The organism is Bradyrhizobium genosp. P, from assembly GCF_049949265.1.
Lineage (GTDB): Bacteria > Pseudomonadota > Alphaproteobacteria > Rhizobiales > Xanthobacteraceae > Bradyrhizobium.
The window spans coordinates 6460696-6474909 of sequence record NZ_CP188195.1; the positions used below are offsets into that span (position 1 = coordinate 6460696).

Sequence of the window (14214 nt, forward strand, 5' to 3'; positions counted from 1 at the left end):
CCGCTCGGATAGAACAGCGACCCTACGTCCCCATGACGCAAAAGCGCCTTGGGTTTGCCGCAACATCCAAGCAAGACGCTCGCCGGTGCCCGTTAGGGCGCTTGCAGCGCTGTCGAACTGATCAAGGGCCCAGGTAAGACCCCAAGTGCGCCAAATCCTACCGCCGCATTGGATACGAAACGTCCGGAACTTCTTTCTGGACCTCGATGCGCGTATCAACTCGACGCTGTTTTCGTCGGGCAAGGGCCTGCGCGAGCTCTATGAGCGCTATTCCACCTTCATGGACCGCTTCTATGTCGGCCGCTGGAAACGCTGGGTTTTCATCGAGCCGCTGTCGGAGGCCGCCACGATCGGACTCGGCGGCATGATCCTGATGCTGACGCTGGCGATCCCCGCCTTTCGCGAGACCGCCGACGAGGACTGGCTGAAGAAATCCGACCTCGCGGTGACCTTCCTCGATCGCTACGGCAACCCGATCGGCAGCCGCGGCATCAAGCACAACGACTCGATTCCGCTGGAAGACTTTCCGGACAATCTGATCAAGGCGACGCTCGCGACCGAGGACCGCCGCTTCTACGACCATTTCGGCATCGACATTCCGGGCCTCGCCCGCGCGCTCGTCACCAACGCGCAGGCCGGCGGCGTCCGCCAGGGCGGTTCGTCAATCACCCAGCAGCTCGCCAAGAATCTGTTCCTGAACAACGAGCGCACCATCGAACGCAAGGTGAAGGAAGCTTTCCTCGCGATCTGGCTGGAGACGCGCCTCACCAAGAACGAGATCCTGAAGCTCTATCTCGACCGCGCCTATATGGGCGGCGGCACCTTCGGCGTCGACGGCGCCGCGCACTTCTACTTCAACAAGTCGGTGCGCGACGTGAACCTCGCGGAAGCCGCGATGCTGGCCGGCCTGTTCAAGGCGCCGACCAAATACGCCCCGCATATCAACCTGCCCGCCGCCCGCGCGCGCGCCAACGTCGTGCTCGACAATCTAGTCGATGCCGGTTTCATGACCGAGGGCCAGGTGTTCGGCGCCCGCCGCAATCCCGCGGTCGCCGTCGACCGGCGCGACGAGAACTCGCCGAACTACTATCTCGACTATGCCTTCGACGAGATGCGCAAGCTCGTCGACACCTTCCCGAAGTCCTACAACGAACGTGTGTTCGTGGTCCGCACCGCGATCGACATGAACGTGCAGCACGCCGCCGAGGACGCGATCGAGAACCAGCTCCGCCAGTTCGGTCGGGATTATCACGCGACGCAGGCGGCAACCGTGGTGTCCGATCTCGACGGCGGCATCCGCGCCATGGTCGGCGGACGCGACTATGGCGCAAGCCAGTTCAATCGCGCCGTCGACGCCTATCGCCAGCCCGGCTCGTCGTTCAAGCCCTATGTCTACACCACGGCGCTGCTGAACGGCTTCACGCCGAATTCGAAGATCGTCGATGGCCCGGTCTGCATCGGCAATTGGTGTCCGCAGAACTATGGCCACTCCTACTCCGGCCTGGTCACGCTGACGCAGGCGATCACGCACTCGATCAACGTCATCCCCGTGAAGCTTTCGATCGAGCTCGGCAAGAACATTGGCGGCCCGAAGGCCGGCCGCGCCAAGATCATCGAGGTCGCGCGGCGCTTTGGCATCACGGCGCCGCTGCCTGATACGCCGTCGCTGCCGATCGGCTCCGATGAGGTCACCGTGGTCGAGCACGCCGTCGCCTATGCGACCTTCCCCAACCGCGGCAAGGCGGTGACGCCGCATTCGGTGCTCGAAGTGCGTACCGGCTCCGGCGATTTGGTGTGGCGCTGGGACCGCGACGGCCCCAAGCCGCGGCAAGCCATTCCGGCAAATATCGCCGCCGACATGGCAGGCATGATGAGCCACGTCGTAAGCGAAGGCACCGCGCGGCGCGCGGCGCTCGACGGCATTCCGACGGCCGGCAAGACCGGCACCACCAATGCCTATCGTGACGCCTGGTTCGTCGGCTACACCGGCAACTTCACCTGCGCGGTGTGGTACGGCAATGACGACTATTCGCCGACCAACCGCATGACCGGCGGTTCGTTGCCGGCGCAGACCTGGCACGACATCATGGTCGCCGCGCATCAGGGTGTGGAAGTCAAGGAATTGTCGGGTGTCGGCATGGGCCAGAAGCTGCCGCAACCGGCACAGGCCGGTGTTGCGGCGAATGCGGCGCCGAGGGTGCTGGAAACCAAGCCGGGTCCGCCGCCGGTGCTGACCAAGCGCGGCGCGGATATCCTGGTGCGGGTCGAGAAACTGCTCGACGACGCCGCCAAAACCACCGGCAAGACCACGCTGAACGAGCCGGTCAAAAGCACGAAGCCGGAGTCGTCAAGCGCGCTGGCCTTCCCCGACAATTATGTCGCCGCGGCCGGACCGGACGGCACGACAGCGACCGTGCCACGCAAGAACTGACGTGCGGCTGATCCTCACCACCTTGCTGGCGCTGATCATCGCCACCGCAGTCGGGCTCGGCCTGACCTACGCGACGGCGACGCGCGGCACCGATATCGGCACCCTGAAGATCGGCGCCTGGACCGCGCGGCCGAAGAGCGGCACCTCCGACGTCGACCCCTATTCGCGTGCCACGATCGCCCGCAGCGGCGAGCTGCCGATCGGCACCGGCGACGGCATCGCATTCTCGACCACCACCGACGACAAGAACAGGCCGCTCGACGGCCGCTGCGACGTCGTCGTCAGCGGCGTGACGCCGGCGGCGCGGTTCTGGACGCTGACGCTGTTCGACCGCAAGGGCCGCCTGGTCGCGAACTCGCTGCAGCGCTACGGCTTCACCAGCCAGGAGATCATCCGCGGCTCCGACGGCATCTTCGAGATCCATATCGCCTCACGCTCGCGCGCCGGCAACTGGCTGCCGACCGGCGGCATCGAGCGCTACGCACTGATGCTGCGGCTCTACGACACGCCGGTTGGCGTCGCGACCCGCACCCAGCGTGACGCGCCGATGCCCGCAGTATCGACGGTGGGCTGCCCATGATCCGGGTGCTGTTCGCCATTATCGCAGGCGTGCTGCTCGGCGGCGTGGTGCATCTCGTCAGCGTGCTGGCGTTGCCGCGCATCGCCTCGCAGGATGCCTATTCGCGGCTGACGCCGATGACCAAGCTCAACGAGGTGACGCAGCTGCCGCTGGCCGATCCGAACAATTCGCCGATGCCGCTGATGGACCCGGCGTTCGCGGTGGCGATCTGCCGCTACGATCTGTCGACCGGGCCGATCAAGCTCACCGTCCCGGTCAGCCAGTCCTATACCTCGGTCTCGTTCTACACCCGCAACGAGGTTGCCTATTACGCCATCAACGACCGCTCCGCCGGCAAGAAGGTGATCGAGCTCGACCTGATGACGGAGGCGCAGCACGACGATCTGCCGGAAGACGAGGACGTCACCGCCGCCGACCGGCTGATCATCGACTCGCCGACGACGACAGGCCTGATCCTTCTGAAGGCGCTGGCGGCGGAGCCCGGCCTGATGCCGCAGGCGCAGGCCTCCCTGGCTGCCTCGAGCTGCAAGGTGCAGACCGAACCGGCGGTGGCCAACGAGCCGCCGCCTCAACCTGCGCCTGCGCCGCCGCCGCCTCCGGCCCGCAAGCGCTAGGCGGCGGCTGCCCTTAGCCTGCCGCAGCGGCAGGTGTCGTAGTCGACGGGGTCGTGGCTGTTGACGATCGTGATGGTGTCGCCATGCGCCGCCTTCAACGCCCGCAGCCGCTCCTGGTTACGGATCCGGGTCGCGCGATCCATATCGGCGCAGCGCTGGAACAGGCCGAGCACCAGCGGGATCCGCGGCCTGGCGTCGAGCTGGGCGTGATGGAAATAGGCATCGCCGGCGTGAAGCAGCCACTTGCCCTTGTCGCGCACCGCGATCCCGCAATGGCCGATCGTATGCCCCGGCAGCGGGATCATCAGGATGTCCGCCTCGCGGTCGCCGAGCGCGCGCACGCCTTCGAAGCCGAACCAGTTCTCGCCGCCGTTGCCATAGAACGCCCAGTCCGGCCCATGCTTCCACTGCGCCGTGATGTAGCGGCCCTCCGGCGGCGCAATCTGATGCGTCACCGCCATGACGTACTCCTTGCGATGGACGTGGACCTTGGCCTTTGGAAAGTCCGGCACGCCACCGGCATGATCGCGATCGAGGTGCGTCAGCAACAGATGACGCACATCATCGGGAGAGAAGCCCAATGCCTTGATCTGCCGGACCGCGGTCTCGGCCGGATCGAGCTTTGGGGTGGTCTGGCGCACCCATTTGCGCCCCAGCCGCGGCGGATCGGCGATATCGCCGAGCCCGATGCCGGTGTCGACCAGCACGAGGCCGTCATTGCTTTCGACCAGCAGGCAGTGACAGACCATTCGTGCCCGCTGGAAGATGCTGCCGGAGCCGTTCACGAGCCGCTTTCCGATCGGACACATCGTGCCGGTGTTGAGATGGTGGATGCGCATGACAAACCCTCTGCTGATGCCGGCGCATGGCTTGCCATCTGCTTTTCCATAGGTAAAATATTGTCTATCTATCTCCTCGATAGGGAATGCCGATGGATATCCGCGAACTCCGCTATTTCGCGGCGGTGTACAGGGAGCGCAACCTGACCGCCGCGGCCAAACGCTGCTTCATCTCGCAGCCGTCGATCTCCGCGGCGATCGCCCATCTCGAAACCGAGCTCGGCACCACGCTGTTCATCCGGCACAAGAAGGGCATGGCGCCGACCGAATCCGCCGAGCAATTCCACACCGTCGCACGCCGCATCATTGACGAGGCGGATGCCGCCCGGAACCTGTTCCGCAAGCCCGCAATGCAAAGCACACTGACGCTCGGCCTGATGCGCACGCTCGATCAGGCGCGAACGATTGCACTGCTGAAGCCGCTGACCGGCAACACCGATCTCGCGTTGCGGCTGGTTGGGACCAACGAGAAGGCCGATGCGCGGATCGTCTCGAAGACCATCGCCGGCGCCGACGAACATTTCATCCCGCTGTGGACCGAGCGTTACGTGGCGGCGTTGCCGCCGTCACATCCGCTCACGCTGAAGGACATGCTTCGGACCTCCGACTTCGCCGGCGTGCCGATGATCGATCGCTGCCACTGTGAGCAGCAGGAATTCTTCCGGCGCGCGGCGCCGCCGCGCAAGCCGGCGGCGATCGCGGAATCGGAGGATTGGGCGATGGCGCTGGTTGCGGCCGGGGTCGGAGCAGCGATCGTCCCCGAAGGAGTGGCGCGCGGCAATCCTGATGTCGCGGTGCGCGCGATCGAGATCGATGTGACGCGCCAGGTCGGGCTTGCCTATCCCTCGGGCCGCCCGCCGTCAGACGCGCTGAAGCAGTTCATCGCGAGTTTGCCGCGGCAACAGGCGAAAGCCGGCGGCGCTCGACCGGTGGCCAGGAAAGCGAAGCGGGCTTAGCCCTTCGACACCACGGCGCGCCCGATGACCGGCGCAGCCGCAACCGGCGGATTGGCCGTGAGCCGGGCGAGCTCGCCGATCTGGCGGTCGGCGTCCGCCGCCATACCGTCGGGCGCCTGGATCACCAGCCGCTCCAGCGCCCAGCGATACGACGAGATCCGCCGCTCCAGGCTCTCCTGAACCCACTGCACGATCAGCGTGTTCTCTTCCATGCGCGCGGTCGCGTCGGTGCGCTCGCGCGGCGACAGGCTCGAGACCATGTTGAGGGCGGCGTTACGCTTCCGATCCAACTCAATCACCTGGATCGCCGTGGCGAAGAACGGCTCGAAGCGAGTGATGTCGTCGCGGACGTGATCGATCAGGAGTGAGTAACGCGACGCGAACGAGCGATGCGGCTCGTCGATCAGATTGCGGCCATAGGCCGTGCGGTCGAATACCACCTTCCGGCGCCACGGCGACGGCAGCGTCTGGTAGTCGCCGAACACGCTCTTCCACGCCGGGCGCGAAAGCGGCGGCTCGGTGAACTGGTAGGCAAGATCACGCAGCTGCCGCTCGTTGTCGGTGAGCTGGAACTGCGACGCCTTCATGCCGACGCTGCCGGTCGCCTCGGCGCCAAGCCAGCGATGCATATCGTCGTTGCGAAAGAAGCTGTTGGTGCGGCCGAAATCGCCACCGCTGCAGCCGCCAAGCGCGGCGCCCGCCAACAGCAATATCAGCGCCGGGAGTGGCCGCCGATCAGCGATCCGCATCAGGAGCGCCGACGACGACGGCGGCCCGGTGCAGTCCCCTCTTCCGGTCCACGACCACCGCCGGTTTCCTCGGCTGTGCGTTCGATCCGAACCACGGGAAGGATCAGCACGGTCCCCATGCCTTCGCCTGCGGCCTCCATCATCCTCGGCCGCCGCGTAGCCGCATCCGCCGGGAATTCAACGATGGTGCCCATGTTCCGTTCTCTCTGGCCCCCGCACGGGACATGATTTGCCCTGCGACGCCGCGAGTTAAGAACGCGTATGGTTAATGACATCTTAATCCGCCGACACGGACGGTTACGGATGTGGCGCTGTGCCTTATTTGACACGTAAAATCGCGCGTTCGCCTTCAGAGGTTGTTTTCCTTAACCAGGTCTTAAAGCAGTCCGCATAGGCTCGCTTGCACAAGGTTTTGCAAACTCGAAACGATATCCAAGTCGCGTACACGCCAGAGATGAGCGCAGTTCCACTATTTCCAGGTTTCGATGGGCTGATGACACTCTCGCGTCGCGAGGGCGTCGACATCCGCCCCACCTTGCTGCGCGTGCTGACCGACCTCTATGTGCAGGCAAGCGCCCACTCCGCCGACGAGGAGCGGCAGTTCGTCGAGCTGACATCCCGCCTGATCGATGAAGTCGATGACGCCACACGCGCCGCAGTGCGTGCCCGACTGGCGATCTATCCGGCAACACCGGTCAAGATCCTGCACAAGCTCGGGCTGCGGCGTGCCGATCCCGGCCAGCCGGTGCCGGCTGCCGCTCCGATTCCCGCACTCGCGCCGCCCGCGCCGCCGGCGAGGATACCGACGGAGGCGGAGCTGAGGATGGCGGCAAGCCTCTCGATGCGGCCGAATGATGCCGCCGAAATTTCCGACATGTTCTTTGCCGCCAACGTCAGCGAGCGCGCGCAGATCCTGCGCAACCTGCACGACACGCCGCTAAAGGCCGCCGCGCGGATTCCCGCCGCTCGCGCCGCACGAGCGATCCATATTCTCGAGATGGCTGCCTTTGCCGAGGACGTCGAGAACTTCACGCTCGAACTCGGAGACGCACTGATCCTGCCATCGCGGATCGCGGCACAGGTCGTGGACGATGCGAGTGGCGAGGCGCTCGCCTGCGCGATGCGAGCTCTCGACGTGTCGGGGGCCGCGTTCCAGCGGATCCTGATGTTCCTCAATCCGGAAGCGGGGGCGTCGATCGATTATGTCTATCGTCTGTCGCGGCTCTATGATCGCCTGAGCGAGCGCTCGGCGCTCGTGATGCTGGCGGCGTGGCGCGGCTCGACCATGGCGGTGGCGCGCGCCAAATTCCGTTCCTCGCTTTACGACGACGAGCGTCAGCGCATGCGTGCGGCCCCGTCGCAGACCCGGCCGGCCGTGCAACCCGGCAGTGCGTCTGTCGTCCGCAACCAGAAATCCTAAAATCTAGCTTTTCGCGAGGTCGAGAAAATGCCGCCCGGCGCGGTCCTCGGTCTCGACGATCCATGCGTCGGGATCGAAGCGGACTTCCTTGGCCAATCGCTCGTCGACGGACCGCTCGGACACCGGCTGCGCTGCGATCGGCACGAACAGCCGCTCCGCAGGCCGGCTGTCGTCATAGACGGTCTGTGGTGCGGGCGCATAGAGCATCGCGTTGCCGTCCATCAGCGCCACCTTGACGAAAACGGCACCGGCTTCCTCCGCGCCCCTCTTGGAGATGGCGCCGAAGACACCCTCAGTCTGGCAGCGGCGCAGATAGGCAGCCACCCAAATGCTCGACTTCAATCGCATGCGCGATCCTATAGGCCAGCAGCACAGCCCCGTCCAATCGTCGACGGCAACCCCGCCGGTTGACCGCCGCCCCGGCCGCCCATATCTTGGGGTCGCGGTGCAAGCCGCGCCCGGGTCCACGGGAAGGGTCGAACCCACTTGCGGCGACTGAGCGGCCAATCGAGCCTTTGTGCAGCCGGTATTGTGGACCATCGGCGATCCATGCACGGAGGTTTTCCATGGACCGATCGCCCGCGCGATTGAATCTTGAACATCTGAAGAAGCAGGCCAAGGAGCTGATTCGCCTCTATCGGCGACAGGCCCCGGAGGCGCTTGCTCGTTTCCGGCATGCGCTGCCGGCGGCGGCGGGGCGCAGCGATGCCGATATCACCGCGCTCAATCTCCGGCTTCACGACGCGCAGTCCTGCGTGGCGCGCGATCTCGGTTTCGCCTCATGGCAGGATTTGCAGCGCTACGTCGAGGCGCAATCACCTCCCGGCAAGACCAGGGCCGATCGCGTGCTGCGTTTGCTCCAGCTGGTCTACGCGGGCGACGTCGACGGCACTGTCAATCGCGCCAATCCGCGCGTGGCCGCGAGGATGCTCGCCGAAGATCCCGAGTTCGCCGCTGATAATCCCTATCTCGCCTGCGCGATTGGCGACGAAGACGTGGTGCGACACGCGGCAGCGAACGATCCTGCTTGGGTCAACCGGCCGGGCGGCCCGCTGAAATTGCCACCACTGGTGGCCGTCACACATTCAAGCCTGCTGCAGATTCCGGAATTCCGCGCGCGCCTGCATCACTGTGCGCGCATCCTGCTGCAGGCCGGCGCCGATCCCGATCAGCATATCAGCAGCCGCTGGTCGCCGGGATCGCTCAGCGAGCCCGACGATCGCTGGCCTCTGTCAGCGCTCTATGGAGCGGCAGGGCGCAATCACGACCCGGAGCTGACGAAGCTGCTGCTCGAGGCGGGTGCCAATCCGAACGACAATGAATCGCTGTACCACTCGCTGGAAGCCTCCGTGACCACAGGCCTTCTGCTCGAGCATGGCGCGCGCATCGCGGGCACCAATGCGATGTACAAGGTTCTCGACGACGAGAACGTGGCCGCGCTTGAATTGCTGCTCCGGCACGGCGGAGATCCAAACGAACCCGCCGGCAACGCGCCCTTGACCGATTGTGGCTCGCCCCTGATGTGGGCGATCCGGCGGCGACGGTCACCTCGCTGCATCGCGACATTGCTTGACGCCGGAGCCGATCCACATATCACGACACCCGGCGGCCTCAGCGCTTACAGGTTCGCGCTGCAATTCGGGCTGACCGACGTGGCCGACCTGCTGCGTCAGCGGATCGGTGCCGAGCCGCTTCCCGACGACGAGCGGTTCGTCGCCGCTTGCGCCAGCGGTAACGAACGCGAAGCGCGCCGCATCCAGGCCGAACGGCCCGACCTTCCGGGCGCACTGTCAGCGCAGCAGTTGCGTTTGCTTCCAGAGCTCGCTGCGGCGGGTGACGATGCCGGAGTGCGGCTGATGGTCCGGCTTGGCTGGCCGATCACGGCGCGCGGCGGCGACTGGGATGCATCGGCGCTCAATCATGCCGTGTTCCGCGGCAATACCGGGCTGACGCGATTCCTGCTCGAGCACGGCGCGCAATGGACCGAGCAGCACGGTTTTGGCGACAACGCATCCGGCTCCCTCTCCTGGGCGTCCTGCAACGAGCCGGTCGAGGGAGGAGATTGGGCCGGCTGCGCACAAGCCTTGCTCGACCACGGCATGCCCCGTGCCGTTCCGGATCGCGACGATCCGGAAACGATCCTGGTCGCAGGCCGCAAGAAGACGTTCTCCGACGACGTCAGAGAGGTCCTGCTCGGGGACACCGCTTGAGGGGCCGACCTAGTCGATCGGATGGCCGATCGTCGCGGTGAGCTCGTGGACCAGGCGGTCGGACATCTGGCCGGTCACCGGCAGCTTGCGCGCGCGCTCGAACTTTGCAATCGCGGCCTGCGTATCCACTCCGATAGCGCCGGTTGGCTTGAGTTGGCCATAGCCATATTCGGTCAGCGCGCGCTGGACCGCCGCGATCTTTCTTCCGGCCGCATTCAAATTCGCGTTGGGGATCGGCGCCGGCGGACGCAAAACGTTGGACGGTGCGGCGACTGGCGCGGTCGCGGTCGATTTCAACACCAGATTCGCCATGGGATCAGACGATCTGGTTTCAACCGATTTGGCTTCGACCGGCTTCGTCTCCGCCGGTTTGATCTCAACCGGCTTCGGCGGCTCGATGACGGCCGGCTCGGCTGGCCGTGCGGCGGCTTCGACTGGCCGCGGACGCGGGATCGGGCTGGTGACCGCAGCGACTGGTGCCGGCGGAGGCAGCGTGACGACGGAACCACCGAACATCGGCGACGGGTGGCGGCCTGCTTGCAGGAACAGGGCATTGGTCAGGATGGCGATGACGGCAGCCGCTGCCAGAACACCGGCGACCATGTCCTTCGGACTGTGCAACAGCACACGCAGGACGAGGCCGCGTTCTGCCTCGGCCTCGATCGCCACCGCCTTGGCGCCGCGGCGATGCCGTGGCGTTTCATCATCATCCAAAGTCTGTCTAGGCACTTTTCTTCACCTGATGAGCTTGCTCTTGTAATCCGGACCGCAACGCCGGCTTCAGAGTCGAGACATTGCTGGCCGGTTCGGCTTCTACCGGCGGCGTGAACGCCAGTGGCAGCGCGACCGACACGATGGTGCCCTCGCCGACCTTGCTCTCCACGTTCAGCTCGCCATGATGGAGACCGACCAGTCCCTTCACGATCGAGAGGCCGAGACCCGTACCCTCGTGCCGGCGCTGATAAGTCTTGCCGGCCTGGAAGAACGGATCGCCGATCCGCTTGAGGTCGTCGGCGGCAATGCCGACACCGGTGTCCGAGACGCGCAGCATCAGCCGCGATCCCTCGATCGCCGCCGATGCGGTCACGGTGCCGCCGCGCTCGGTGAACTTGATCGCATTGGAGACAAGATTGAGCACGATCTGCTTGAATGCGCGTGGATCGCCGTTCATGACCGGCAGCTCATCGGGGACGCGGGTCATGAGATCGACCCCGTTCTCGCGCGCCTTGAGCGCCAGCAGGTTACAGCAATTGATCAGCGCTGGCCGCGGTGCAAACGGCTCCGGGGAAATCTCGAAATTGCCGGCCTCCATCTTCGACATGTCGAGGATGCCGTTGACCACCGACAGCAGGTGCTGCCCGGAGTCGTTGATGAGCTGCGCATATTCCTTGCGGCGCGCGGCATCGAGCCCGAGGACGTCCTCCTGCGCGATCATCTCCGAGAAGCCGATAATCGCGTTGAGCGGCGTCCGCAATTCGTGGCTCATGGTGGCCAGGAAGCGCGTCTTCGACGCATCCGCCTGTTCGGCGGCCGTCCGCGCCAGTTCCAGCGCCTGTTCCTGCACCTTGCGATCGGTCACGTCACGGATAACGGCGACGACCTCGGCTTCGCCGGAGGTCTGATCGAGCGGACGGCAGCGCATCTCGGCCCAGATGAAATCAGCGGCGACGGTCTGGCCTCGCGCAGTGTCGCGGCGCAGGCGGAATTCGACGCTGCACGACGCGCCGCCCCGTGCGGCATCCGATAGCGCGGTGAGATAGGCCGGCCGATCCGCGACATGGACGCGGTCAAACAGGCCGTGGCCCAGCAGCCGCGACGCCGGTGCGCCCAGCATGATTTCAACCGCCGGCGAAATGAAACACACCGCGCCGTTGCGGCTGTGCCGCGACAACACGTCGCTCATATTGTGCGCGAGCAGCCGATAGCGCTCTTCCTCGACATAGAGCAGCGCCACGCTGGTGCGCGCCAGCGACTCGGCGCCAAAGGCGAGCCCGGCCGCATAGAACGTCGCCGATACCACGCCGAAGCCGACGAGCATCCCGTTCCCCGCAACGCCGGGGTCGGCCGCCGGCAGCACGTGATAGAATCCGAGCACGGTTAGCAGCGCCGCACAGACCATCGCTAGCGCGAACGCGAATGCCACCACGCGCCTTGAAGCCGACAATGCCGCCTCGATCGGAATCACCACGAGCCATACGGCCGCGAAGGAGGCTATTCCACCGGTCGTCGCTGCAATCGTCATCACCAGACCGGCGAGCGCCAGCGACGACAGCACATGCGCGCCATCATAGCGGCCGGTGCGCGACAGAAACCATGACAGCAGGATCGGTGCGGTCAGCCAGGCGAACGCCGCGGCCTCGATCGCCGAGGGCGCGCCGCGCATCGCGAGATAGGCCGGGAAGGCCGCGAACGCCGCCAGGCTGCCGAGCAGCCGTGGCGCCATGAAGGCGCGATGGCGTGCACGCGTCAGCGCATCATAGCGCGCCGATGGATGCAGCAGCGCATCGAGGCAGTCGCGGATCAAACTCAAAACACTCACAGCACTCGCGCCTCGGCTTGATCGTCAGACAGACGCGCCGGAACGCCTCCTTGGTGGTTGCGGGCCAACGTGTCAGAGCGAACTTAAGCGAACGCTAAGGCCCGGCCGCCCGCCACCAAACACCGTGCATTCGCGAAGCTTTGGCGCGTTATCCGCCGGCCATTTGTCGGGGATGGTGAACGGCAGGTTTCCGGATGTCATGATCTATGGTTTCGAAATGGTGGACGTGGAGCACACCGCGAATCTGGATCGTCGAGACGCCATCAATCGAAAATTTACGCCGAATCAAATCAGGCGCATTTTCAGCGATTTTTCGCCGAGTTTACCTCAATGCAGATACTTCCGATTTATCGACCGATGCTACCCATAAGCCAACTGCGGCATCGACCGCTATGAAGCAAAAGACAAAACAGACGACCGGGATCGCGCCATGTTTTTCCTGCTGCGTTTGGCATTCTGGCTCGGGCTCGTGCTCGTGCTGCTGCCGAGGGACAAAGCACCTGAATCGGACAAGACGCCGCAGATCAGCGCGTCGGAGGCGGTGTCAGCTGCGACCGCAACCATCGGCGACATGGGCCAGTTCTGCAAGCGTCAGCCCGCGGCCTGCGAGGTTGGCGGCCAGGCTGCCACTGCGATCGGGCAGCGCGCGACCGACGGTGCGCGCAAGCTCTACCAGATCATCACCGACAAGAAGGCCCCCGACCACACCGGCTCGATCAGCGGAGACGATACGAACGCATCGTCTGCCGTTGCTGCGTCCCGCGACACGCTGACATCAGACGATCAGGCGATCGAATTCCGCCAGCCGCCAACGCCGTGACCGCAAATTAAGCGCGGAACCGGTTCCATTTTCGTCGCTTTCGTCGCTCGCGTTCCTATATAAGCCCGTGAGAATAGGACGCGGGCCAAGATGACGACGATCGACGAAATCAGGGACAATTTTGCGCTGCTCGACGAGTGGGACGACCGCTACCGCTACGTCATCGAGCTCGGCCGCACGCTGGATCCCCTGCCCGAGGCAGAGCACTCGTCCGAAAACAAGGTGCAGGGCTGCGTCAGCCAGGTCTGGCTGTCGAAGCGGATCGATCGCGCTGCCAATGGCGAGCCAAGGCTGAACTACCTCGGCGACAGCGATGCCCATATCGTGCGTGGCCTCGTCGCGATCGTGCTGATGCTTTATTCGGGCCACACGCCGAAAGAAATCCTGTCGATGGATGCGATTGCGCTGTTCGACGAGTTCGGCTTCCGCGACCACCTGACACCGCAGCGCTCCAACGGCCTGCGGTCGATGGTCGAGCGGATCCGAACCGACGCGCGCGAGGCACTGGCGTCCGCCTCATAAAGTTATTTCTTCTTCCGCGCCTGCTGACCCAGCCCCATCTTCTTGGCGAGCTGCGAGCGCGCCACGGCATAGTTCGGCGCCACCATCGGATAGTCGGCCGGCAGGCCCCATTTGTCGCGATATTGCTCGGGCGTCATGTTGTACTGCGTGCGTAGATGCCGCTTGAGCGATTTGAAGCGCTTGCCGTCTTCGAGACACACCAGATACTCCGGCGTGATCGACTTCTTCGTGGATACCGCAGGCTTGGCCGGCTCGAGCGGCGCATCGGCGCGTCCGGTCGAAACGCGCATCAGCGCGGCGTGGACCTGGCTGATCAGGTTGGGGATATCGGAGGCCTGCGTCGGGTTGTTGCTGAGATAGGCCGACACGATGCTCGCCGTCAGTTCGACCGGGCTCTTGCCTGAGGTATCGGACATGGCTCAACCTTCCCCCGTGTTATCGAAAGACGCGGCACGGTGCGCCGACCGGACAGTATCCGACCGCGACAATACACCGGCAGAATCCCGTACTACTTCACACCAGCAGAATCCCCGT

At 65.0% G+C, this 14214-nt stretch carries 15 protein-coding genes; 8 read left to right on the plus strand and 7 right to left on the minus strand.

Translation table 11 applies throughout. From position 1 onward, the window contains the following. Positions 1–145 precede the first annotated feature (145 nt). Genes ACP2YO_RS31135 through ACP2YO_RS31145 form a run of 3 tightly spaced genes read left to right on the plus strand, consistent with a single transcriptional unit; the run spans position 146 to position 3625 of the window. A complete protein-coding gene (locus ACP2YO_RS31135) occupies positions 146–2431 on the plus strand; it encodes a transglycosylase domain-containing protein (RefSeq protein WP_426434965.1) in 2286 nt (761 codons plus the stop codon). A 1-nt stretch (position 2432) separates the two neighbouring features. Continuing rightward, entirely contained in the window at positions 2433–3011 is a 579-nt protein-coding gene (locus ACP2YO_RS31140) for a DUF1214 domain-containing protein (RefSeq protein ID WP_426434966.1), read from the plus strand. Then, positions 3008–3625: a DUF1254 domain-containing protein gene (locus ACP2YO_RS31145; protein ID WP_426434967.1), complete on the plus strand. Its 618-nt coding sequence runs from the start codon at positions 3008–3010 to the stop codon at positions 3623–3625. Before ACP2YO_RS31140 ends, ACP2YO_RS31145 begins: the two co-directional genes overlap by 4 nt. Here the strand turns inward: ACP2YO_RS31145 and ACP2YO_RS31150 are convergent. Beyond that, complete coding sequence (locus ACP2YO_RS31150; protein ID WP_426434968.1) at positions 3622–4464, minus strand: MBL fold metallo-hydrolase; 843 nt, start codon at positions 4462–4464, stop codon at positions 3622–3624. The genes ACP2YO_RS31145 and ACP2YO_RS31150 overlap by 4 nt on opposite strands. An 86-nt stretch (positions 4465–4550) precedes the next feature. Between ACP2YO_RS31150 and ACP2YO_RS31155 the strand changes: the two genes are divergently transcribed. Next, positions 4551–5420, plus strand: a complete 870-nt coding sequence (locus ACP2YO_RS31155) for a LysR family transcriptional regulator (protein ID WP_426434969.1) — start codon at positions 4551–4553, stop codon at positions 5418–5420. Here the strand turns inward: ACP2YO_RS31155 and ACP2YO_RS31160 are convergent. Then, a complete protein-coding gene (locus ACP2YO_RS31160; protein WP_426434970.1) occupies positions 5417–6169 on the minus strand; it encodes a hypothetical protein in 753 nt (250 codons plus the stop codon). The genes ACP2YO_RS31155 and ACP2YO_RS31160 overlap by 4 nt on opposite strands. After that, positions 6169–6363, minus strand: coding sequence for a hypothetical protein (locus ACP2YO_RS31165; RefSeq protein ID WP_426434971.1), 195 nt, complete (start codon positions 6361–6363; stop codon positions 6169–6171). The genes ACP2YO_RS31160 and ACP2YO_RS31165 overlap by 1 nt, the downstream gene beginning before the upstream one ends. Before the next feature lie 260 nt (positions 6364–6623). On the opposite strand from ACP2YO_RS31165, the gene ACP2YO_RS31170 reads away from it, so the two are divergent. After that, positions 6624–7589: a DUF2336 domain-containing protein gene (locus tag ACP2YO_RS31170; RefSeq protein ID WP_426434972.1), complete on the plus strand. Its 966-nt coding sequence runs from the start codon at positions 6624–6626 to the stop codon at positions 7587–7589. Between the two features lie 3 nt (positions 7590–7592). Here ACP2YO_RS31170 and ACP2YO_RS31175 read toward each other — a convergent pair whose 3' ends face one another. Further along, the gene (locus ACP2YO_RS31175; protein ID WP_426434973.1) at positions 7593–7937 is read right to left on the minus strand and encodes a DUF1491 family protein; all 345 of its coding nucleotides are present in this window, start codon (positions 7935–7937) and stop codon (positions 7593–7595) included. A gap of 218 nt (positions 7938–8155) precedes the next feature. On the opposite strand from ACP2YO_RS31175, the gene ACP2YO_RS31180 reads away from it, so the two are divergent. Next, a complete protein-coding gene (locus tag ACP2YO_RS31180) occupies positions 8156–9799 on the plus strand; it encodes an ankyrin repeat domain-containing protein (RefSeq protein WP_426434974.1) in 1644 nt (547 codons plus the stop codon). A gap of 9 nt (positions 9800–9808) precedes the next feature. Here the strand turns inward: ACP2YO_RS31180 and ACP2YO_RS31185 are convergent, their stop codons facing one another. Continuing rightward, positions 9809–10528, minus strand: coding sequence for a peptidoglycan-binding protein (locus tag ACP2YO_RS31185; RefSeq protein ID WP_426434975.1), 720 nt, complete (start codon positions 10526–10528; stop codon positions 9809–9811). After that, on the minus strand, positions 10521–12338 hold the full coding sequence (locus ACP2YO_RS31190) for a PAS domain-containing sensor histidine kinase (protein ID WP_426434976.1): 1818 nt from the start codon (positions 12336–12338) through the stop codon (positions 10521–10523). Before ACP2YO_RS31190 ends, ACP2YO_RS31185 begins: the two co-directional genes overlap by 8 nt. A 430-nt stretch (positions 12339–12768) precedes the next feature. On the opposite strand from ACP2YO_RS31190, the gene ACP2YO_RS31195 reads away from it, so the two are divergent. After that, a complete protein-coding gene (locus ACP2YO_RS31195) occupies positions 12769–13158 on the plus strand; it encodes a DUF5330 domain-containing protein (protein WP_426434977.1) in 390 nt (129 codons plus the stop codon). A 90-nt stretch (positions 13159–13248) separates the two neighbouring features. Then, on the plus strand, positions 13249–13680 hold the full coding sequence (locus ACP2YO_RS31200; RefSeq protein ID WP_426434978.1) for a SufE family protein: 432 nt from the start codon (positions 13249–13251) through the stop codon (positions 13678–13680). 2 nt (positions 13681–13682) lie between these two features. Here the strand turns inward: ACP2YO_RS31200 and ACP2YO_RS31205 are convergent, their stop codons facing one another. Next, positions 13683–14096 (minus strand): MucR family transcriptional regulator, encoded by a 414-nt coding sequence (locus ACP2YO_RS31205; RefSeq protein ID WP_426434979.1) that lies wholly within the window; start codon positions 14094–14096, stop codon positions 13683–13685. Positions 14097–14214: the final 118 nt, after the last annotated feature.